The organism is Propionivibrio soli (assembly GCF_025770765.1).
GTDB lineage: Bacteria > Pseudomonadota > Gammaproteobacteria > Burkholderiales > Rhodocyclaceae > Propionivibrio > Propionivibrio soli.
This window is the reverse complement of record NZ_JANZKY010000007.1, coordinates 41024-60160: the sequence shown is the minus strand read 5'-3', so window position 1 is coordinate 60160 and position 19137 is coordinate 41024. Positions and strand designations below refer to the sequence as shown.

The following is a 19137-nucleotide window of genomic DNA, read 5'->3' as shown; positions in this document are numbered from 1 at the left end:
CCGTCTTGCCGGCGCCACACCGTTATATCGTTAGCGCCGGCATAGCCACTCGGTTCTGCCGACTTCTGGCTTCTGGTTTCTTGTGCATCTGAGTACACAGGCGATTCCGGCCGATCGCCCCGCTTATTCGCTTTTCGTTATCGCCTATGGCTCCACAGGCAACGAAAACCGCTCTGCGACGTAGCCCATCATTCCCTTCGCTAGTTCCTGTTCGCTGAAGAAGGCCGCGTTACAGCCCTCCTCCTTGAGCAAGCGACATTCTTCGTCGTTCTCGCAACGCAGGACCACTTCGATGCGCGGGTTGAGTGTGCGGGCGATGTGGAGCATCTGCCTCGCCGAAAATGTATCCGGGACGGCGATGATAAGCAGCGCCGCCTCGGCGACATGCGCCTGGATGAGCACCGACGGTTCGATGGCGTCACCGGAAACCGAATGGATGCCGCGGGCGCGCAGAGCTTCGATCTTCGATCGATCGCGGTCCGCGACAATGTAAGGCAGGCCGCGGTCACTCAACCCCTCGGCGATACGCCGACCGACCCGTCCGTAGCCGACGAGGACGATCTGCCCTGTTAGGTATTTGCGCTCGGTGCTCATCGGGAGTTCGGCGTAGGGATCGCCGCGGCGCTCCAAGCGGCGCGCCAGCTCGGAATTCTTCAGCGCCCAGCGGCCGAACGGCTCGACCAGCGCGAACACTAGCGGATTGAGGGCAATCGACATCAGCGCCGCCGCCAGTACCAGACTCATTCCTTCGTCCGGCAAAAGGCCGAGCGAAGCGCCGAGGCCCGCGAGAATGAAGGAGAACTCGCCGATCTGCGCCAGGCTCGCCGCTACCGTAAGCGCACTGTTCAAGGGATAGCGAAACGCGAGCACCAGCGCCATCGCGGCAAGCGATTTGCCGAGAATGACGATGGCAACGACCCCGGCCACGCGCAACGGCTGATCGACGACCACGGCGGGGTCAAACAGCATGCCGACCCCAACGAAGAACAGCACGGAGAATGCATCACGCAGCGGCAACGATTCCTGCGCCGCGCGATGGCTGAACTCCGATTCGCGCAGCATCATGCCCGCAAAAAAGGCGCCAAGGGCAAACGAGACATTGAACAGGTGCGCGGCGCCGTAGGCGACACCAATCGCGGCCGTGACGACGGACAACGTGAACAGCTCACGCGATCCGGCCCGAGACGCGCGCCATAACAGCCATGGCAACACGCGCCGACCGGCGATCAACATGATGGCAACGAAGGCAGCCACCTGCAGCAAGGTCTGTCCGATCACCCACCACAGCGAGTGCGCATCGGGATTCGCAGGTTGAGCGCCGCCGAGCAACCCCGCCAAAGGCGGCAACAAAACCAGCACGAGTACCGTCGCCAGATCTTCTACGACAAGCCAGCCGACAGCGATCTGCCCGTTCGGCGACTCCAAGCGGCCGCGCGACTCGAGCGCCTTGATCAGCACCACCGTGCTCGCGCACGAGAGCGAAAGGCCGAAGATCAGCGCGGCGCCAAAAGGCCAGCCCCACGAAACAGCGAGTGCGATCCCCAGCGCTGTGGCCAGGGCCATCTGCACGACGGCCCCCGGCACGGCAATGCGTTTCACGGCCAGCAGATCGTCGAGTGAGAAATGCAACCCAACGCCGAACATCAGCAGCATGACGCCGATCTCCGAGAGTTGCGAAGCAACGCTCATATCGGCGACGAATCCAGGGGTCGCCGGTCCAATGACGATGCCGGCGAAAAGATAGCCGACGAGAGCCGGCAGGCGAAGCCGTTCCGCCACGAAACCCAGCACGAGTGCGAGACCGAAGGCGGCGGCGATTGTCGTAACGAGCGGCAAATCGTGAGTCATTCTTGTTTTTCCAGGCAGAGTGGTAAAGGCAAGTGTCGGGAAGTCAAATTGACAGAAACGATTTTCAAAAAAACGTTCCAGTCCGAGGCGGCGAGAAGAACTTGCCGGCCACCGGGTACCGGATTGCGGGGCCTCAAAATGGCGCGTGATGGCGCCGGTCGCCAGTGCTGGCCTGGGCGCCCACCCCGATAGTACCGCATCACGGTTCTGCCTTCGGTCATGGAGAAAACGGATGTGGCAGACAAAAGTACCGGGACCCCGACTTGCCGCGATCCGTACGGCGGTTAAAACGCCTCCCCTGTCACCCTATTTCCGAAGGAGAAACCCATGCATGCACAGCAAATGATCAAGACCCATCCCCATGTCCGCGGCAACACGAACGACGTTCTCATCCACTGCGTCGAGGCTTGCTTCGATTGCGAACAGGCCTGCATCGCCTGTTCAGACGCGTGCCTCGGCGAAAACATGGTGCAGCAGTTGACCCAATGCATTCGCCTCAACCTCGATTGCGCTGACGCGTGCCGGGCGGCCGGATCGTTGGCTTCGCGCCGCACCGGAAGCAACGAACTCACGCTGCGCACGATGCTCGAAGCGTGCGCCCTCGCCTGTCGGACCTGTGGCGACGAATGCGAAAGCCATGCACAGCAGCACGAACACTGCGCCGTATGTGCGGAAGCTTGCAGGGATTGCGAACGGCTTTGCCACGAGGCGGCGCAGACGATCACCCCGACTCGGCAGTAACCCTCCGCCTTGACGCTTGGGGAAGGCTCAAAATGGCGCTGCCAACACGACCGCGCTAGACGGCCGCGCCTTCTCCGGCAGCAGTCGCCCCCATAGCGCCCGGGCCTTTCTCTAGGGCTTCCGTTTCGACCCGATCGCGACCCGCCGCCTTGGCCCGGTATAGCGCCATGTCGGATCGATGCAGCCAGTGTTCCCAAGTCTCGTTCTGCTGGCAGGCCGTAACGCCGAAACTGGCGGATACCGCGCATCCCTCGGGAAAGCACCAGGCCGCAAGTGCACTGCGTACGCGCTCCGCGAGTTGCGCCGCACTGGCCAAATCACTGTTCGGTAATAGCAGGAGGAATTCTTCTCCGCCCCAGCGCGCGAGGACGTCCGACGAACGGACGCAGTTGCCGAGGACCAGGCAGAACTGCTTCAACACTCGGTCGCCGGTGGCATGGCCGAAGGTGTCATTGAGGCGCTTGAAGTGATCGATGTCCGCCATGATCAGCGCCACCGGATGACCATAGCGTTGCCGGCGGTTGATTTCATGCTGCGCCACCTCTTCGAGGTGCGTTCGATTCCATACACCGGTCAGCGCATCCTTCTTTGCCGCCAAGCGGGCCTGCTCGTCGGCATACTCTTTCACCATCAGCACAAAACCGCTGGAACCGAGAATGAGCGCGACGAGCATGGCATAGAGGAGCGTGATCTGCACGGCCGAGTTTTGCGTGATATCACGAATGATGGCCAGGCCCGATATGAGCCCGGCAACTCGCATCAGGCTGACCAGAATCAGGATGCCGAACGCGAGCGCCAGCAAGTGCCGGCCCCGGCCGATGGCCGAGTGCGTTGGATGGAGACAAGCATAGAGGATCAACGCCTGCTGGGCGACAAGCACGAGCCCGCAGGCGACGATACGCGCCTGCAGGTTCGACTCGAGCAGCAGCGACGTACCGGCGGCAGCCAACAGAGGCAACCAGACAGCCCCCGGCGGAACGCTCCACCGCTGAAGCCGGGCCAATGCGGTCAGAAATAGCGTGTAGGCCCCGGCCTGCGCCGTATTGGCCACGACCACCGTAAGGAAATCGGGGGCTCGTCCGCGCATCGCCCAGAGGACGATCGCCACCGTATTCAGCGCCAAACCCCACGCCCAGTCGCTCAAGCCGTCATCGGTGTCCCGCCGGGCAACGCAAGCGACAGCGAACATCAACGTCACACAGACGACGAGAAACGTGATCAGCAGCGTCGGCATGTGTATCGTCATGGAGTTCCCCTTATCCCCAAGAATTGGCAACTGAGCCGCTCCAATCCTCGTTCCCCCAACTCACCAGCGTTGAGAGGTCACCTCAGGCGCTATCCCGAGGTCTTCTTCTTGAGTTCGCCTACCTACGTGCCACCATTGCGGACATGACGCCATCACGCCGCAGCAGCGGCGAAGCCGTGCCGGAATCCAGTTAGATTTCCGGGTCCTTTCCTTCGGGAACCCGCACCGCCGGATCATCCTGCTCCGTGTCGTGCGAATGGCCTTCAAAATCGATGAAATGCCCCGAGCGATTGGCCTTGGTTTCGAGGTAGAAACGATTGTGCTCGTTCGCCGGAATGACGTGCGAAATGCGGTCGACGACGCGGATGCCGTGACGTTCCAGTTCAGCCACTTTGTGCGGATTGTTGGTGAGGAGCCGCACCGAACGCACGGTCAGGCTCGCCAGCATGTGCGCGGCCACCGCGTAATCGCGCTCGTCGTCGCGGAACCCGAGCGCCAGGTTCGCATCCACGGTATCGAGGCCGCGATCCTGCAGCGAGTAGGCGCGAATCTTGTTCAGAAGACCGATACCGCGTCCTTCCTGGCGCAAATAGAGGAGCACGCCGCAAGGTTCTTGGGCGATGCGCGTGAGCGCCGCACCGAGCTGATCCCGACAGTCGCAGCGCAGTGAGCCGAGGGCGTCGCCGGTGAGGCATTCGGAGTGCAGGCGCGTAACGACGTTTTCCTTGCCCAGCACATCGCCATGCACGATCGCAATGTGCTCCTTCGCATCGCGGTTGTTCCAGAAAGCGACGATGCGGAAGTGCCCGAACCGCGTCGGCAGATCGGCAACCGCCTCCACCCTGACGCAGACATGGTGCTTGCCGAATCCCTCGCAGTCATGATGGCGATCGCGCTCGACGAGATCGTCAAGCGTCGAAACGTCCGTCAGGGTTTTGCGGCAGGGACCTTCACTCATGGGGGAACTCCAGAAAGAAACGGGATCAGCGGTCCAATTGTACGCCTCGCTTGATCGAACAACGCCCGCTGAAACCTGTCTCACGACCTTTACGACCCTCAGGGACCGCTCAATGAACGACCTTTCCGCCTATCGCATCATCACGAAATGGCCTCCTCAGTACCCCGACCGCCTGCAACTGTATTCATTGCCGACGCCTAATGGCGTCAAGGTTTCGGTCATGCTTGAGGAAACGGGGCTGCCTTACGAAGCCCATCTCGTCAGCTTCCAAAGCAATGACCAGATGTCGCCGGAGTTCCTGTCGCTCAACCCGAACAATAAGATCCCGGCCATCCTCGACCCCAACGGACCCGGAGCCAAGCCACTGCCGCTCTTCGAGTCGGGCGCCATCCTGATCTATCTCGCGGAAAAGACCGGCCAGTTTCTCCCCACGGACCCGGCCGCCCGCTACGAGACAATCCAATGGCTGATGTTCCAGATGGGCGGCATCGGGCCCATGTTCGGGCAGCTCGGTTTCTTCCATAAGTTCGGCGGCCGCGAATACGAGGACAAGCGTCCGCGCGACCGCTACGTGGCCGAATCAAGACGCTTGCTTGGCGTACTCGACGGTCGCCTGGCAGGCCGCGACTGGATCATGGGCGATGAGTACACCATCGCCGACATGGCCGTCTTTCCGTGGGTCGGCAACTTGGTCGGCTTCTACGGCGCGGGCGATCTGGTAGGCTTCGCCGAATTCCGCAACGTCCAGCGCGTCCTCGACGCCTTCCTCGCCCGACCAGCGGTCGCCGCTGGCCTCGAGATTCCGAAAGCTAACGGATGAGCATCTGCCGACTTTTCTTCGGTATTCGACCATGACCGACTCCCTCTTGCCGCACGCGCCCTCGCTCGACGAGCCGCTCGAAATGCTGACCGCCTGCCACGAGCGCATCGAGGCGCAACTGAAAACGCTCGAACGGCTCCTTGTCTACCTGCCGCCGCACGGCGCAGACGATCAGGCAAGGCAAGCTGCGCGCAACGTGCTGCGCTATTTCGAACTCGCGGGCCCTAACCATCACGCCGACGAGGAGCGCAATCTTTTCCCGACGCTGATCGCCCGCGCAGGCGCAAGCGAAACCGCTACGGTGCAATCCTTCGTGCGGGAACTATTGGAAGATCATAGACAGATGGCTGCAGCGCTCGACGTAGTCCGCGGCCAGTTGGGCCTGATCGCCGAGGGTAGAAGCGCCGCGCTGGAAGCGGACGCCGTTCACGCACTTGCCGACGTCTACCGTCGACACATCGCGAAGGAAAACGAGAGGCTCATACCACTCTCGCGGCGGCTGCTAAGACCGGAAGATATCGCCACATTGAGCCGGGCCATGACGGAGCGCCGCAGTACCGCATACCGTGGGTAATCGTTCATCCGACGGCGTCCGGGTCGGTCCCTGAACCGATCGCCGAACGTTCTTCGATACGAGAACGTTTCACCTCATAGGTGGAACAAACCGTGAGGGTTCCCCGAGCCTCGTCCCTCATTCAGCCTCGCTGATCGACGCAATCGCTATCGGAAGAAACCACGGCGAGCTGCTTTTCCATGCGGAAGCGACGCAACCGAACGCCATTCCGTAGCACTTGCTCTTCCTCGACGATGCGGAATCCGCGGCGGGAAAAGAATGGCTCCGAAACAAGGCTTGCTTCGGTATGCAACCGATCCGCGCCGATCGCAGTCAGCTCCTCTTCCGCCGTACCGTATAGCGCCGAGGCAACACCTTGGCGCGCGTGAGAAGGAGCCGTGAACAGCAAATCGATATGGCCGTCGGGCGCGAAGGCGATGAAACCGACCGCTTGCCCCTTGTCCTCGGCTACCCGAACCATGGCGTTGGCTAAGCGCCCGGCCCACGCCGCCTTATCGGCATGCTCGGGCGCCCATGCCGCACGCTGCTCGGCATCGTACGCGCCGACCGCGAGTTGATGTACAGCGTCCCGATAAATGACGGCCAGCGGTTCGGCATCGCTAGGCCGAAAGGGCCGGATCAAGAACATGCAGGACCTACCGGCAATCGGTGACGAAATCAGTCACGAATGGGTGACGAATTCCTTCTTCGTTGCTCAGCACACGCCTTCCAATCGACTGTCCTGACCGGCAAACAACCTCGCCGGCCGCCATCCGCCCGTCATCCGCCACGCTCAGAATTCCTGACGGGTAGGACGGAACAGAATCTCGTTGATGTCCACGTCTTCCGGCTGACTCATTGCGAAAACGACGGCCCGCGCAAACGAATCGGCCGGGATCGCGTGCTCGTAGATCTTGCGTACAGCGTCGGCAACGTCGGGCTCCGTAATGCTGTGGGGCAGCTCGGTATCCACCGCGCCTGGCGAGATGATCGTCGTGCGGATGTTGTACGGCTTCACTTCTTGCCGCAGGCCTTCCGAGAGAGCACGTACCGCATGCTTGGTCGCCGCATAGACGGCGGCGCCCGAGCGAATCTTGTGTCCGGCGACCGAAGAAACGTTGATGATATGGCCGGACTTCTGCTCCTTCATGTAGGGCAACGCGGCCGCAATGCCGTACAGGACGCCCTTGATATTGACGTCGACCATCTGGTCCCAGTCGTCGACTTTAAGGCGCTCCAACGGCGCGTTGGGCATCAAGCCGGCGTTGTTGATCAGCACATCAATGCACCCATAAGTGCGCACTGCCGTATCGACGAGCGCCTTGACCTGGGCACGTTGGACAACGTCGGTCGCCACGGCGAGCGCCTTGCCGCCCCGCGCTTTCAACTCGCTGGCCAAGGCCTGGATGCGGTCGAGGCGACGTGCTCCGAGTACCACCGTCGCGCCCTCCGCCGAGAGACGTTCGGCCGTCGCCTTGCCGAGTCCGCTACTCGCTCCTGTAATGACAACGACTTTTCCTTGAATGTTATCCGTCATGAAAACGATCCTATTTGATTTGGGCCAAGCGCGGCAGGTTTGTGGTATCGCTGAAGCGATTCGCCGCCGTATCAGCGGCTGGAGCGCCGATCGAAAGCATCGAAATCGGCGGCCGCATCCGCACCCGCCCAACCCGTTACCGGCTTGCTGGGCGCCGGGCGACGCTGAGTATGGATCATCGAAAGCTTGAACAGTTCGCCCGCGACGTCGTCGGGAAAGCCCTGGCGATCGTCGCGGTCGGCGACCAACAGTCCATCGAGGTACGTGTCGAGTTGCGGCGTCCCCCAAAGCTCAACGAGCTTGGCCAAAATGCGGGGATAGCGTTTTTCGAGTTGCGCTGGGTAAGCGCCGGCTTCCTCGCCCAAGTGAGCCAGCATCTTTTCCTTGAGCGTTGGAATATCGAAGTCATCGGTGTTGAACATCATTCCCTCCATGGCTAGCAGTAGCATGACTGAGAGAACCAGCCGGCACCCGGCAAATGAGCGCTGACTACTCGCCCCTTTGCGCCTCCGGTCGGCTCTGGGTTTCATTCCACCCCGGGTAGAGGCTTTTGATTCTACCCCGGTGATCGGAACACGGCGGCCACCGGAATACTGGCCGCCAAGTTCCGGCAAATGAACAGAAATCAGCCGCCGCTATCCAATGAAGTCGCGCTTGCCGATATCCACTCCGTTTGCGCGCAGGATGTCGTATGCCGTGACCACATGGAAATAGAAATTCGGCATGGCGAACCCCAGCAGGTAATCGATGCCCTTGAACTGCAAGTCGTGGCTACCGAGTTTGAAGGCGATTTCGGCGTCCTCACTACCGTCGATCTGCTCCGGTTTGAAGGTTTCGAGGAAGGCAATCGTCTTCGCAATCCGTGCTTTCAGTTCGTCGATCGTCTGCTCGTTGTCCTCGTACTTCGGCAATTCCGTGCGCGCCAAGCGCGCGGGCGCCCCTTTGGCGTGGTCGGTCGCAATCTGGATCTGCTTGCTGAGCGGCAGCATGTCGGCGATCAGACGCGTGGCAGGCAACACGCCGGAAGCAATCTTCTTGGCTTCGGCATGCACTTGCGCCTTGCTCAGGATGGCGTCAAGGTTCTTCAACATGCGAACGAAAACGGGAACGCTCGCTTGATACATCGAAATCGACATTGTTTTCCTCCTCCTCAAAAATGGTGGAACAGCGCCGCACTATAGGACGGGATCGTCGATTCGACCAGCCCCTCAAATTGGGACATCATATGAGAACAAAACACTCTTGAACGCACGCCAGGATCCAACAGTTCGTGATTGCCTTCAGTCATTTGGCCGCATGGGCCCAGACCGACAGGTCAGCCGTATTGGAGGCGACAACGGCACTGCCGGAAAGCGGGGAACGACAGCCACCACAGCCCGGCATTCCTCGCGTCAAGTAGGTTATGCTGCGGCAGTAACCACCACGGAAGATTCCATCATGCGCAGAGCAGTCTGGTTGACGGTGTCTTTGATTGCCCTCGGTGCCGGCTTTGCTGCTTACTGGCTGTTTAATCAGCAAGAGGAACCCCCACCGCTGGTACATGACTTCGTCCCACCCGCGCCTGCCATATCGCCGCCTATATCCGCGCCCACGCCGGCCCCAAAACCGGCCGAGCCGGCGATCTTGCATCCGCTCGCCGACGCTCGGAGCGAGACGCCCCTACCCGAACTCGAGCACAGCGATGCGCCGATCCTGGCAGCCCTACGCACCGTGCTAGGCGGAACATGGCAAGAAATGCTCTTGCCCGACGCTCTGATCCGGAATGTCGTCGCCACCATTGACGCCCTGCCGCGCCAATATTTGCCGGCGCGCGTCGTGCCGATCAAACGGGTCGGCGGGTCTCTCATTACCGAAGGGCAAGGCAACGAGCTTTCTATCGACGTGGCCAATGGTACGCGCTACGTCAGGCATGTGGCGCTCATTGAGGCGGTCGATAGCACCAAGCTGGTTGCTGTCTATCGCGCGTTCTATCCGCTCTTCCAGCGTGCCTATGCCGAACTCGGTTATCCGAACGCCTATTTCAACGACCGTTTGATCGAGGCCATCGACGACCTGCTTGCCGCACCGACGCCCGTAGAACCGCTCAGGCTGGTGCAGCCCAAAGTGCTCTACCGCTATGCCGACGAAAAGCTTGAAGCGCTTTCAGCTGGCCAGAAGATAATGATTCGCGTCGGCCGCGACAACGCCGAGCGGCTCAAGAAAAAGTTACGCGAGATCCGTCAGTTGGTCGCACAAGGAACGAAGGAAACGCTGAAGAATTAGGGAACGAGCCATCCGATCTCCGTTATCGAAAGGCTGCCTTTTCAGCGCGCACCAGAGTTAGCGACCGGTACCGGAAACCGGTCAGAACACGTACGGCCGGTGCATCCAGTCCTTGAGTACCTTCACGTCGCGCTCGGGGAGATAGCTGAAACCGCTTTGTATGTCGTCGACGACGGCGTGGGCGACTGCGTGCGGGACGCTCTTCGTGGTCAGCATGTGGAAGAACCAGGCCATCGGATAGCCGGCTTGGCGGTCAAAACGCTGCAATGCGTCGCTGAGCGCCAAACCCCTGGCGCCGTAGGCGCCGGCGAACCGGGGCGGCAATCCGTTCATGGCGGCAACCGGCGTGGCGCTCAGAATGGGCTGGCGGTAGCAGTCCAGGTATTCGCGGACGGCGACGATCCAGTGATTGCAGAAATGCGTGGCGTTGCCGGCACTGCTCGTCTGCCATGCATGAAGGAACTGATGCAGCGGTTGCGGCTCCGGCTTGCGGGTTGCCATGCGTTTGGCAAACGCCCCGATGTCGGTCACGCGCCGCAAGGTAAAAAAAGGCAGCGTCACGGGAGGCGGGTCGCTCGCCGAAACCTCCGCACCATGTGGCGGCTCGAAGAGTTCCTCAAGGCTCGCGACCTCACGCTCGGTGAATAATTCGTGGCTGACGACTTCCTGTAGTTCCTCGATCTCGACCTGAACAAAGTCGGCGGCCCCCGTGCCCGTTGGCGCCACAAGGTAATGCGCACGGCCGATCAGGCGGGTCGCCCTCAACCCGCTGGCGGCATAGGCGTCGCACAGCGCTTGCAGATCGTCGCCGTGCCGCGAGAGTTCCTTCTCGCCCCAGGCGGCAAGGTCGTCGGCAACGCGGTGTCCAGCGGTATCGACGACGCCACCGAGCCGGAACCACCCGCCACGCGTCAGCAGATCGCGAAAAACGAGGTCTGGCGCGAGCATCGAGAGTTCGCGCGCCAGCCCCGCCGGACCGACCGCCACCGGCAGCCGGACGCACAGTTCAGCGACCGCGCGGCCAAAAAGATCGAGATCGATTCTCCGTACTGAATCCAGGCTGTCCATCATTCTTCCCGGTCGATGCGTGCAACCAGCAAACCGCTTGCGTTCTCGGCATCCGCGGCGAAGGAGATGCAGTGGCCGGCCGATGTCAGGTAGTAGATGCGGCACACAGTGTTCTCGGCCGCACACGGCATTCGCCCCGGGACGTCATCGTCGGAGCAGACTGAGAAATGCACGGTAGGGTATGCCGCTCGCAATTCGTTGACGAGCACGTCGTCCGCTTCGCCGGCACTAATTCGGGCCTCGGCCTCGACGCTGGCGAGCACGGCGTCGAGCAACGTCGGCTCGATCACGCGGCTTCCTCGAGCGACGACTGGTATTTCTGCAGCGAGACGGCCGGCACGCCCATCACGCGGGCGAGCCAGGGGGGCGGCGCAGGCAATACGGATTGCAGGCGGGCAATGACGGCTCGCGCGGATTCCGGGCGCGGCACCTTAACGGGATGCACGCCGGCACGGACCACTTTCGCCGCCGCCGGACCGCCGATCGACTGCACGAAAAGCACGTCGCAATCGGCAATCAACGCCGCGCGCGCCGCGTTACGGTCTTCCTCATGGTCCGCCTCGAGCGTCGGCCGGATCGCGAAAAGATGTGACGCTTGCGGCGTCAACTCGTAGACCAGGAAGCGCTCGCACGATCCGAAATGCCCGTCGAGGACTTCCCCGGTATTCGATGCGCACGCCGCGAGAATCGACCCCGGGCGCCGGCCAGCCGACGGCTCGACAACCGGCAGCTCGCTGTATTCCATCCCCTCTCCCCACAGCAAGCGCACGATCCGCTTGAGCTTTTCTGGCTCGACGCCGACCTTGCAATCTTCATCGGCATGGTTGCCGGCGAGAATTTCACGCAGATCGTCTACCGTCAGCCCGGCCAGCCGGGTCTCGGTGAGCGGCAGGCCAAGCTTCCCGCCCACTGCTTGCACAAAGGCACGAACGTCTACGTCCCCCAGCTCTCTGGCCGCCATGCCGAGGCGCAACGCCGCCTCCCGCGTCATCGATGCCGTCATGACAAATCTCCGAAGGAACACCGTCTCCGTTTGTGGCGAGAACACTATCCGGCGGTTTCACCGGATCGCGCTCGGCGCACCGGAGAACGCGGCGCGATTACAGATAGACGATGCAGGTTTCACCGCCCGGGCAGGTATCGACGCACTTGGGAGAATCGAACTCGTTCTCGCACTCCGAGCAGGTCTCCTTGTTGATCTTGAAGATGCCGCCCTTTTCCGTGATCGACTTGGTAGGGCAGACGGGAACGCAGTCGCCGCAGGACGTGCACTCCGACTGTGTGATCTTCATCGCCATGATGGTTCTCCTTTCGAATCAGTTTTGTCATTCGACGCCGTCGATGCGTTTGGCGCGCACCGAATACGGCAGCCGCGTCGGCGCTTCTTGCGGCTCGATGTAGTAGATGCCGCCGTTGCCGAGGCGAATCTCACCGCCCCACTTCTCGGGCGTATCGAATTCCATCGCCACGATCGAGTCTTCGATGTCCCGCTTGGGCATGTAGAAGACATAGCCTCGGTCGCCCTTGCGGATCATGATGTTCGCCATGCGGCTTTCCTTTCTCCCCGGTGCAACTTCTTCGGCTGGCATCGGGTTGTTGGCCGGCCAACGCCGCGGCGAGGTGCTCCGGGTCGTTCCCCCATCGCCTGAGGTTCCTAACGCACCAGATCGAAGTTGTAGTCGGTTTTGCCGAGCAGTTTCGTTTTCTGATCGAGGTTTTCGAGCACGGCGTTGACCAAGGTGGTGAGGATGTACATCCCGCCTTCGTAGCCGAGCGTCGTCATGCGGTGCAGGTGATGCCGATCGAAGATCGGGAAACCGAGGCGGATCAGCGGCACCTCGAATTCCGGCCCCTTGTACAGCGTGTCGCGCTGGATGAACTTGCCGTAACTGCTGCCGACGACGAAATCCGGCTTGTCGGTGAAGCACAGGCTGCGCAGGTGCCACAGGTCGCATCCCGGATACAGCTTGGCGTGCACACCATAGGGCGAGGTTTCGAGCACCTTCTTCATTGCCTTTTCCCAGCGCTTGTTGCTGTTATGGACGACGATGTGCGTCGGCTCGATGCCCAGTTCGAGCATGAACTTCGTCAGGCCCATGACGAAATCCGGGTCGCCGAAAACGGCCATCTTCTTGCCGTGCAGCCACTGGTGCGAGTCCGTCATCATGTCGATGAGGCGGCCGCGCTCCTTGGTGACCGACGGTGCCACCGGCTTGCCCGTGACTTCCGAAACCTTCATCAGGAACTGGTCGGTCCACTCGACGCCCATCGGGATGCTGAGTTTGGGGATCTCGTGGTTCCATGTGTTCTCGATGAATTTCTTGGTCTTCTCCAGCGTCGTCGATTGCAGCATGAAGGTGGTGATGGCGTTCGGCGCATCCTTCACCTCGTCGATCGTCGTGCCGCCGGCGTACATGTGGTATTCGCCGGTGGCCGGCGTATCGAGCACGTCCTCCGGGTCGCAGAGGTAGGTGTAGTCGACGCCCATCTCATTCAGGTAGCGCTTGATCACGCGGTAGTTGCCAAGGTAGGTTTCGAAGCCCGGCACGATGTTGATCTTGCCGTTCTGTCCTGGCGCCTTGCCCTCCATGGTATTGAGGGTGAAGTAGCGCATGATCCCTTCGAACATGTTGTCCCAGCCCGTCACGTGCGAGCCGACAAAGGACGGCGTGTTGGCGTAGGGAATCGGGAAGTCCTTGTCGACGTAGCCCTCCTTGCGCGCGTTGCCGATGAAGGCGCCGAGGTCGTCGCCGATGACTTCGGCGATACAGGTGGTGCACACGGCGATCATCTTCGCGTCATAGAGTTTCGTGGCGTTCTGCAGGCCTTCATGCACGTTCTTCTGGCCACCGAATACCGCGGCGTCCTCGGTCATCGAGTCGGCGATGAAGGCGATCGGCTCCTTGAAGTGACGGTTGAAGTAAGTGCGGAAGTAAGCCACGCAACCTTGCGAGCCGTGGATGTACACCATCGTCTTCTCGAAGCCGAGACCGCACAGTGCGCCACCGAGCGGCTGACAGGCCTTGGCCGCATTGATCGTCAGCGACTGGCGCGCGAAGTTGAGGTCCTGGTACTCCTGGGTCGTCGTCCATTCGAACGTCTCGGCCACCTTGTCGTCCGGCACGCGCTCTTCGTAGGTTCGTTTCCGCGCGAGCACATTCTGGTATTCGTCCGAGTTGAAGAGCGGGAAACACGGTTTGATATCGTCTGCGACTTGCATCAGGGTCTCCTCTGCCCGGCCGCTCATCCGCGGACTGGACACAAGTTGAGTGAAATTCGAGAGGGAGCTCAGGCCACCAGGGCTTCGGTATCTTCGTTCGTGGCCTCGGCCGGTTTCTCCCACGGCGCCTTGAACAGCGTCCAGCACGGGTTGTTGACCGCCATGTCCATGTCGCGGGCGAACACCGCGAAGCCGTCGTAGCCGTGATACGGGCCGGAGTAGTCCCACGAGTGCATCTGGCGGAACGGAACGCCCATCTTGTGAAAGGCGTACTTCTCCTTGATGCCGGAGCCGACGAGATCGGGCTTGATCTGGCGCACGAACTCCTCCAGCTCATAGCCGGTCGCGTCGTCGTAGATCAGGGTGGCGTCCTTCATTTCCTTGATCGTGCGGTCGTAGTCGTCGTTGTGCGCAAACTCATAGCCGGCGCCGACCACCTCCATGCCGAGGTCTTCGTACGCACCCACGGTGTGGCGCGGACGCAGGCCACCGACGTAGAGCATCACCTTCTTGCCCTGCAGACGCGGTTTGAATTTGGCGATGATCGCGTCCATCGCCGGCTGGTACTTGGCGATGACGCGCTCGGCGCCTTCCTTGATCGTATCGTCGAAATGCGAGGCAATCTCGCGCAGGCTCTCCGCGATCTTGGTCGGTCCGAAGAAGTTGTATTCGAGCCACGGAATTCCGTATTTCTCCTCCATGTGCCGCGCGATGTAGTTCATCGACCGGTAGCAATGCAGGAGGTTGAGCTTGACCTTCGGTGTGTTCTCGATCTCGGCGACCGTGCCGTCGCCGGACCACTGAGCAACGACGTTAAGCCCCATTTCCTCGAGCAGGATGCGCGATGCCCAGGCGTCGCCGCCGATGTTGTAGTCGCCGAGAATCGCCACGTCGTACGGGCCACCCGGTTCGAGTTTGCCGTCGCGGTTGGAGAGCATCCAGTCGCGCAACGCGTCGTTGGAAATGTGGTGGCCGAGCGATTGCGATACACCGCGGAAACCCTCGCAGCGCACCGGCACGATCGTCTTGCCGATCTCCACGGCCTTCTTCTTGGAGACGGCCTCAATGTCGTCGCCGATGAGGCCGATCGGGCACTCGGACTGCACGGAAAGCGCCTTGGAAAGCGGGAACAGCGATTCGACCTCGTCGATCAGCTTGGCGAGCTTCTTGTCGCCACCGAACACGACGTCCTTCTCCTGAAAGTCGGACGAAAACATCATGTCGCAGAAGGAATCGACGCCGGCGATGCCGGAGTAGTAGTTGCGGCGCCCACCGCGCGAATACTGACCGCAGCCGATCGGGCCGTGCGAGATGTCGATGATGTCCTTGAACGGACCCCAGACGACGCCCTTGGCACCGGCGTAGGCGCAACCGCGCTGCGTCATCACACCGGGCACCGACTTGCGGTTCGAGGTGATGCACTTCTTGGCCGACTCGAGCGTCTTGTCGTTGACCATCAGATGCTTGGCACGGTCCTTCTTGGCCTTCTCGGGATAAACCTCGAGCACCTCCTGGATGAGGGCTTCGGCTTCTTCGCGATTGAGCAAACCCATTTTGCTTCTCCTGTCCGGGCGGCGGTCTTCAGTCCGACACGGCGCCGTTATGAAAAACAGATTCCTGTTTGAACGCAGCCGCCGATCAGGCCGCCTCAGCCGCCAACTCCGCGGCCGTCTTGCCGATGATGGTTTCGTCTTCGGCGTCCATGATCCCGAACTCCATCAGGAGGTCTTCGAGCTCTTCCATTTCGAGCGGCGTCGGTATCACGAACTTCTTGTTGTCGATGATCTTGCGCGCGAGCGCCCGGTATTCGTCGGCCTGCTTCGCCTTGGGATCGTATTCGATGACGGTCATGCGGCGGATTTCAGCGTGCTGGACAACGTTGTCGCGCGGGACGAAATGGATCATCTGAGTGCCGAGTTTGGCGGCCAGCGCCTCGATCAGTTCGTCCTCGCGGTCGGTCTTGCGGCTGTTGCAGATCAAGCCGGCGAGGCGCACGCTGCCCGAGTTCGCGTACTTCACGATGCCCTTGGCGATGTTGTTGGCCGCGTACATGGCCATCATCTCGCCGGAGACGACGATGTAGATTTCCTGCGCCTTGTTCTCGCGGATCGGCATGGCGAAGCCGCCGCACACCACGTCGCCGAGCACGTCGTAGAAGACGAAGTTCAGGTCCTCGTCGTAGGCGCCCTCTTCCTCCAGGAAGTTGATCGCGGTAATGACGCCCCGGCCGGCGCAGCCGACGCCGGGTTCCGGTCCGCCCGATTCGACGCACTTGACGCCGCCATACCCGACGGCGAGCACGTCTTCGAGTTCGAGGTCCTCGACCGAGCCCGCTTCCGCCGCCAGGTGCATGACCGTCGTCTGCGCCTTGCTGTGCAGAATCAGACGCGTCGAGTCTGCTTTCGGATCGCATCCGACGATCATTACCTTCTGGCCGGCCTCGGCCAACGCGGCAACGAGATTCTGGGTGGTGGTTGACTTGCCGATGCCACCTTTGCCATAAATAGCGGCCTGACGCAGCTTTGCCATGATGCAATCTCCTCTGTCTGAAATTCGCTCGGGGCCAGGACGGTTCCCGTTCCCGATCAATGGGCCGCAAAGACCATGCCACCACAATGGAATTCAGATAAGGCTTTGAAATGAATGAGGAAAGAACGCCTGGCGCGGCACTTGGCAAAACGCACGAACCCGACAATGACAAGCGGTTTTGTCGCGGTACCGACAATGACGACGCCACCCTTCCGCGTTACGCGCGCCTGCCGATCAATCGTTGCAACGTCCCGCCCGTCATACTCGGAAGCCTGACCTTCCAACGCTTTCCCAAGCCGCTCCATCTCGACGGCGTCGGCGAGTTACACGCCGACCTTTTTCGCCGCCTCGATACGATCGATGACAAAACCCGCCGCGCCGAGGCGTTCCGCGATTACCTGACGGTCCATTTCTGCCTTGAACAGCTCGACAAGGCTGGTCTCAACGAACGTAGTCGCCACCGGGCCAACGCCAATTGGCTGCGGGTACTGCGCGGGTGGAGTTTCGATTCGGACGGCCGCGAAGGCGCCGTGCTCAAGGGTTGGGTGGAATCGCGCTTCGGCCTCGTCCCGCGCTTCCATGCCGAACCGCTGCGCGATTTCTCCAGCGCGCCCTACCTGCGCTATCAGGAGATGCGATCGGCCGGCCTGTACGGAACAAACGCGCTGGAGAGCCAGCTCGATCTCGTCTACGCCTACGGCCAATACGAATACAGCCGGCGCTCCGCGGATGCCGGCGTTCCGAGATCGAGCGTCGAGCTTTACCGGGGCATCAACCGCATCGACGAACACGAAGTGATGACGGGGAGCCGACGACGCCAGGTCGTTCTCCTCAACAACCTCGTCTCCTTTACCGCCTCGCGTGAGCGCGCCGGCGAATTCGGCGACTACATCCTGACAGCCCGCGTGCCGACGGAGAAGGTGTTTTTCGGCTGCGACCTGCTACCGGGCGTACTCAAGAGCGAACAAGAGTATCTGGTCGTCGGCGGCGTCTACGAAGTCGCGATCGATACGCTGTAGGCATGTCCGCGACGTGCGGCGCACCAGCGAAGACCGCTTGCCTTACCAGCGCAATAGCACCGGTCCGAACAACGCACCGGCAAGAGCAGGAATGGATATGCCTAGGAGATACCAGGTGGCGACGAATGGGGCGGCCAATTCCGGGCAATGAAGCGAATAGACGCAGGCGGCCAGCGCCCCTGACAAAAACCCGCCGAGCGCCCCCGCCAATCGAAGACGCGTCGGGGCCAATCCCCGCATCGCCCACAGAATGCCGAGAAAGGGGGGCAACGACAGGAGCGCGATAAGGAATGGACAGGACTTCCATGTCTGCCCAAGAACTACCGCGGCCCGCTGAGCAGGATCGAGGTCGACCAACATGGCGGCAGCCGCAACCCAGAGCACGAGCGGGGGTGCCGCAACCAAACACAGAGCCCACGCCAGCGGCACTCCAGGGCGTGAGACGCGGGGCATCGCCGCAAGGCACGCCGCCGCCAGGGCGACGACGAATCCCGCCTTGACCCAGAATTCGGGAACTGTCATCGCCTCGGCGAGATCCCGGCGGACGCCCAACAGCGCTACCATCATCAGGGCGGCGGCGAGCATGCCCAACCCGATCGCCGGCACGAAACGGCGCGCTAGCGCATGCGATTCCACCCTACAATCCCCTGCCGCGAGAAAGTCGATCAAGTCGTCGGTTTTCATCGCTCACCTCGCATCCGTGCCGCCAGTGCTTTCAGCCCACGGTGAACGGCGACTTTCACCGCCGATTCCGACATGCCGCTCCGCTGGGCCGCTTCCTTGACCGAGAGCCCTTCAATCTTGGTCTGGATTATGGGAAGCCGCTGTCCGTCCGGCAAGGCATCGAGCAACTGCAAGACATCCCGCCGCGCATCGGCTGCCGCCACATCGGTCGCCAGGAAGACGTCCATTCCCTCGTCCAAGGTCTCCGTCAACGCATCCTTTGTTGCATGCCGGCGCAGATAATCGACCAGCTTGTAGCGAGCAATCGCCTGCACCCAGGCCGACAAGGGCTGGGCGGCATCGTACGTATGGCGCTGGTTGTGTATGGCGAGCAGCGATTCCTGCACCAAATCCTCCACTTCGTCAGGCAGGCGGGAAAGCCGTTTGCGCAGGAAGGCGCGCAGGTGCGTACTGAGCTCCTTGAGAAAGCTGCGGTACGCCGCCGAATCGCCGGCCATCCCGTCAAGCATGAGTTGCCGCAGACGCGCCTCTTTCGCCCGTAACACCTCTTCTTTGTCAATTCGTTGCATGGGCCCCTCTGGTTACATGCAAGCGAAACAAACGGCACGCGATCGAAAAAAAGACTCAGGCATGTAACCGATCGCCAACTCTC

At 61.4% G+C, this 19137-nt stretch carries 22 protein-coding genes; 5 read left to right on the top strand and 17 right to left on the bottom strand.

Going from position 1 to position 19137, the window contains the following annotated elements:
• Positions 1-144: 144 nt before the first annotated feature.
• Positions 145-1848, bottom strand: a complete 1704-nt coding sequence (locus NZ453_RS09580; RefSeq protein WP_263770326.1) for a cation:proton antiporter domain-containing protein — start codon at positions 1846-1848, stop codon at positions 145-147.
• A 327-nt stretch (positions 1849-2175) separates the two neighbouring features.
• Here NZ453_RS09580 and NZ453_RS09575 point away from each other — a divergent pair, with 327 nt between their 5' ends.
• Positions 2176-2589 (top strand): four-helix bundle copper-binding protein, encoded by a 414-nt coding sequence (locus NZ453_RS09575; RefSeq protein ID WP_263770325.1) that lies wholly within the window; start codon positions 2176-2178, stop codon positions 2587-2589.
• A 55-nt stretch (positions 2590-2644) separates the two neighbouring features.
• On the opposite strand, the gene NZ453_RS09570 is transcribed toward NZ453_RS09575, so the two are convergent.
• Together NZ453_RS09570 and ribA are read right to left on the bottom strand one after the other, a co-directional pair.
• A complete protein-coding gene (locus NZ453_RS09570; protein WP_263770324.1) occupies positions 2645-3835 on the bottom strand; it encodes a GGDEF domain-containing protein in 1191 nt (396 codons plus the stop codon).
• Positions 3836-4025: 190 nt separating this feature from the next.
• Positions 4026-4793: a GTP cyclohydrolase II gene (ribA, locus tag NZ453_RS09565; RefSeq protein WP_263770323.1), complete on the bottom strand. Its 768-nt coding sequence runs from the start codon at positions 4791-4793 to the stop codon at positions 4026-4028.
• Between the two features lie 112 nt (positions 4794-4905).
• Between ribA and NZ453_RS09560 the strand changes: the two genes are divergently transcribed.
• The gene (locus tag NZ453_RS09560) at positions 4906-5613 is read left to right on the top strand and encodes a glutathione S-transferase N-terminal domain-containing protein (protein ID WP_263770322.1); all 708 of its coding nucleotides are present in this window, start codon (positions 4906-4908) and stop codon (positions 5611-5613) included.
• A 31-nt stretch (positions 5614-5644) separates the two neighbouring features.
• Positions 5645-6187: a hemerythrin domain-containing protein gene (locus NZ453_RS09555; RefSeq protein WP_263770321.1), complete on the top strand. Its 543-nt coding sequence runs from the start codon at positions 5645-5647 to the stop codon at positions 6185-6187.
• 121 nt (positions 6188-6308) lie between these two features.
• On the opposite strand, the gene NZ453_RS09550 is transcribed toward NZ453_RS09555, so the two are convergent.
• The 4 genes from NZ453_RS09550 to NZ453_RS09535 form a co-directional block, all read right to left on the bottom strand.
• Complete coding sequence (locus NZ453_RS09550; RefSeq protein ID WP_263770320.1) at positions 6309-6815, bottom strand: GNAT family N-acetyltransferase; 507 nt, start codon at positions 6813-6815, stop codon at positions 6309-6311.
• A gap of 144 nt (positions 6816-6959) precedes the next feature.
• Positions 6960-7703, bottom strand: coding sequence for an SDR family oxidoreductase (locus tag NZ453_RS09545; protein WP_263770319.1), 744 nt, complete (start codon positions 7701-7703; stop codon positions 6960-6962).
• Between the two features lie 71 nt (positions 7704-7774).
• Positions 7775-8152, bottom strand: a complete 378-nt coding sequence (locus tag NZ453_RS09540; RefSeq protein ID WP_263770318.1) for a hypothetical protein — start codon at positions 8150-8152, stop codon at positions 7775-7777.
• Positions 8153-8338: 186 nt separating this feature from the next.
• The gene (locus NZ453_RS09535; RefSeq protein WP_263770317.1) at positions 8339-8839 is read right to left on the bottom strand and encodes a DUF1993 domain-containing protein; all 501 of its coding nucleotides are present in this window, start codon (positions 8837-8839) and stop codon (positions 8339-8341) included.
• A 301-nt stretch (positions 8840-9140) separates the two neighbouring features.
• Here NZ453_RS09535 and NZ453_RS09530 point away from each other — a divergent pair, with 301 nt between their 5' ends.
• A complete protein-coding gene (locus NZ453_RS09530) occupies positions 9141-9965 on the top strand; it encodes a DUF3014 domain-containing protein (protein WP_263770316.1) in 825 nt (274 codons plus the stop codon).
• An 81-nt stretch (positions 9966-10046) separates the two neighbouring features.
• Here NZ453_RS09530 and NZ453_RS09525 read toward each other — a convergent pair whose 3' ends face one another.
• The 8 genes from NZ453_RS09525 to nifH all read right to left on the bottom strand — a co-directional run bounded on the left by NZ453_RS09525 (position 10047) and on the right by nifH (position 16782).
• Positions 10047-11036, bottom strand: a complete 990-nt coding sequence (locus NZ453_RS09525; protein ID WP_263770315.1) for a hypothetical protein — start codon at positions 11034-11036, stop codon at positions 10047-10049.
• A complete protein-coding gene (locus NZ453_RS09520; protein WP_263770314.1) occupies positions 11033-11323 on the bottom strand; it encodes a DUF6129 family protein in 291 nt (96 codons plus the stop codon). The genes NZ453_RS09525 and NZ453_RS09520 overlap by 4 nt, the downstream gene beginning before the upstream one ends.
• The gene (locus NZ453_RS09515) at positions 11320-12036 is read right to left on the bottom strand and encodes a dinitrogenase iron-molybdenum cofactor biosynthesis protein (protein WP_263770313.1); all 717 of its coding nucleotides are present in this window, start codon (positions 12034-12036) and stop codon (positions 11320-11322) included. Before NZ453_RS09515 ends, NZ453_RS09520 begins: the two co-directional genes overlap by 4 nt.
• Positions 12037-12133: 97 nt before the next feature.
• Complete coding sequence (locus NZ453_RS09510; RefSeq protein WP_263770312.1) at positions 12134-12331, bottom strand: 4Fe-4S binding protein; 198 nt, start codon at positions 12329-12331, stop codon at positions 12134-12136.
• A gap of 27 nt (positions 12332-12358) precedes the next feature.
• Positions 12359-12580 carry a putative nitrogen fixation protein NifT gene (gene nifT, locus NZ453_RS09505; RefSeq protein WP_263770311.1) on the bottom strand — a complete coding sequence of 74 codons (222 nt, stop codon included), beginning with the start codon at positions 12578-12580 and terminating at the stop codon, positions 12359-12361.
• A 107-nt stretch (positions 12581-12687) separates the two neighbouring features.
• Positions 12688-14253, bottom strand: a complete 1566-nt coding sequence (gene nifK, locus NZ453_RS09500; RefSeq protein ID WP_263770310.1) for a nitrogenase molybdenum-iron protein subunit beta — start codon at positions 14251-14253, stop codon at positions 12688-12690.
• 68 nt (positions 14254-14321) lie between these two features.
• Positions 14322-15806: a nitrogenase molybdenum-iron protein alpha chain gene (gene nifD, locus NZ453_RS09495; RefSeq protein ID WP_263770309.1), complete on the bottom strand. Its 1485-nt coding sequence runs from the start codon at positions 15804-15806 to the stop codon at positions 14322-14324.
• Positions 15807-15891: 85 nt separating this feature from the next.
• A complete protein-coding gene (nifH, locus tag NZ453_RS09490; protein WP_263770308.1) occupies positions 15892-16782 on the bottom strand; it encodes a nitrogenase iron protein in 891 nt (296 codons plus the stop codon).
• A gap of 110 nt (positions 16783-16892) precedes the next feature.
• Between nifH and NZ453_RS09485 the strand changes: the two genes are divergently transcribed.
• Positions 16893-17801, top strand: a complete 909-nt coding sequence (locus tag NZ453_RS09485) for an NAD(+)--dinitrogen-reductase ADP-D-ribosyltransferase (RefSeq protein ID WP_263770307.1) — start codon at positions 16893-16895, stop codon at positions 17799-17801.
• Positions 17802-17843: 42 nt separating this feature from the next.
• Here the strand turns inward: NZ453_RS09485 and NZ453_RS09480 are convergent, their stop codons facing one another.
• A complete protein-coding gene (locus NZ453_RS09480; protein ID WP_263770306.1) occupies positions 17844-18485 on the bottom strand; it encodes a DUF1109 domain-containing protein in 642 nt (213 codons plus the stop codon).
• A complete protein-coding gene (locus tag NZ453_RS09475; RefSeq protein WP_263770305.1) occupies positions 18482-19054 on the bottom strand; it encodes a sigma-70 family RNA polymerase sigma factor in 573 nt (190 codons plus the stop codon). The genes NZ453_RS09480 and NZ453_RS09475 overlap by 4 nt, the downstream gene beginning before the upstream one ends.
• Positions 19055-19137 lie beyond the last annotated feature (83 nt).

Excerpts from the sequence above, each read along its gene's own strand:
- NZ453_RS09580 (WP_263770326.1), bottom strand. The coding sequence starts at position 1,848 with ATGACTCACGATTTGCCGCTCGTTACGACAATCGCCGCCGCCTTCGGT.
- NZ453_RS09575 (WP_263770325.1), top strand. The coding sequence starts at position 2,176 with ATGCATGCACAGCAAATGATCAAGACCCATCCCCATGTCCGCGGCAAC.
- NZ453_RS09570 (WP_263770324.1), bottom strand. The coding sequence starts at position 3,835 with ATGACGATACACATGCCGACGCTGCTGATCACGTTTCTCGTCGTCTGT.
- ribA (WP_263770323.1), bottom strand. The coding sequence starts at position 4,793 with ATGAGTGAAGGTCCCTGCCGCAAAACCCTGACGGACGTTTCGACGCTT.
- NZ453_RS09560 (WP_263770322.1), top strand. The coding sequence starts at position 4,906 with ATGAACGACCTTTCCGCCTATCGCATCATCACGAAATGGCCTCCTCAG.
- NZ453_RS09555 (WP_263770321.1), top strand. The coding sequence starts at position 5,645 with ATGACCGACTCCCTCTTGCCGCACGCGCCCTCGCTCGACGAGCCGCTC.
- NZ453_RS09550 (WP_263770320.1), bottom strand. The coding sequence starts at position 6,815 with ATGTTCTTGATCCGGCCCTTTCGGCCTAGCGATGCCGAACCGCTGGCC.
- NZ453_RS09545 (WP_263770319.1), bottom strand. The coding sequence starts at position 7,703 with ATGACGGATAACATTCAAGGAAAAGTCGTTGTCATTACAGGAGCGAGT.
- NZ453_RS09540 (WP_263770318.1), bottom strand. The coding sequence starts at position 8,152 with ATGCTACTGCTAGCCATGGAGGGAATGATGTTCAACACCGATGACTTC.
- NZ453_RS09535 (WP_263770317.1), bottom strand. The coding sequence starts at position 8,839 with ATGTCGATTTCGATGTATCAAGCGAGCGTTCCCGTTTTCGTTCGCATG.
- NZ453_RS09530 (WP_263770316.1), top strand. The coding sequence starts at position 9,141 with ATGCGCAGAGCAGTCTGGTTGACGGTGTCTTTGATTGCCCTCGGTGCC.
- NZ453_RS09525 (WP_263770315.1), bottom strand. The coding sequence starts at position 11,036 with ATGATGGACAGCCTGGATTCAGTACGGAGAATCGATCTCGATCTTTTT.
- NZ453_RS09515 (WP_263770313.1), bottom strand. The coding sequence starts at position 12,036 with ATGACGGCATCGATGACGCGGGAGGCGGCGTTGCGCCTCGGCATGGCG.
- NZ453_RS09510 (WP_263770312.1), bottom strand. The coding sequence starts at position 12,331 with ATGGCGATGAAGATCACACAGTCGGAGTGCACGTCCTGCGGCGACTGC.
- nifT (WP_263770311.1), bottom strand. The coding sequence starts at position 12,580 with ATGGCGAACATCATGATCCGCAAGGGCGACCGAGGCTATGTCTTCTAC.
- nifK (WP_263770310.1), bottom strand. The coding sequence starts at position 14,253 with ATGCAAGTCGCAGACGATATCAAACCGTGTTTCCCGCTCTTCAACTCG.
- nifD (WP_263770309.1), bottom strand. The coding sequence starts at position 15,806 with ATGGGTTTGCTCAATCGCGAAGAAGCCGAAGCCCTCATCCAGGAGGTG.
- nifH (WP_263770308.1), bottom strand. The coding sequence starts at position 16,782 with ATGGCAAAGCTGCGTCAGGCCGCTATTTATGGCAAAGGTGGCATCGGC.
- NZ453_RS09485 (WP_263770307.1), top strand. The coding sequence starts at position 16,893 with ATGAATGAGGAAAGAACGCCTGGCGCGGCACTTGGCAAAACGCACGAA.
- NZ453_RS09480 (WP_263770306.1), bottom strand. The coding sequence starts at position 18,485 with ATGAAAACCGACGACTTGATCGACTTTCTCGCGGCAGGGGATTGTAGG.
- NZ453_RS09475 (WP_263770305.1), bottom strand. The coding sequence starts at position 19,054 with ATGCAACGAATTGACAAAGAAGAGGTGTTACGGGCGAAAGAGGCGCGT.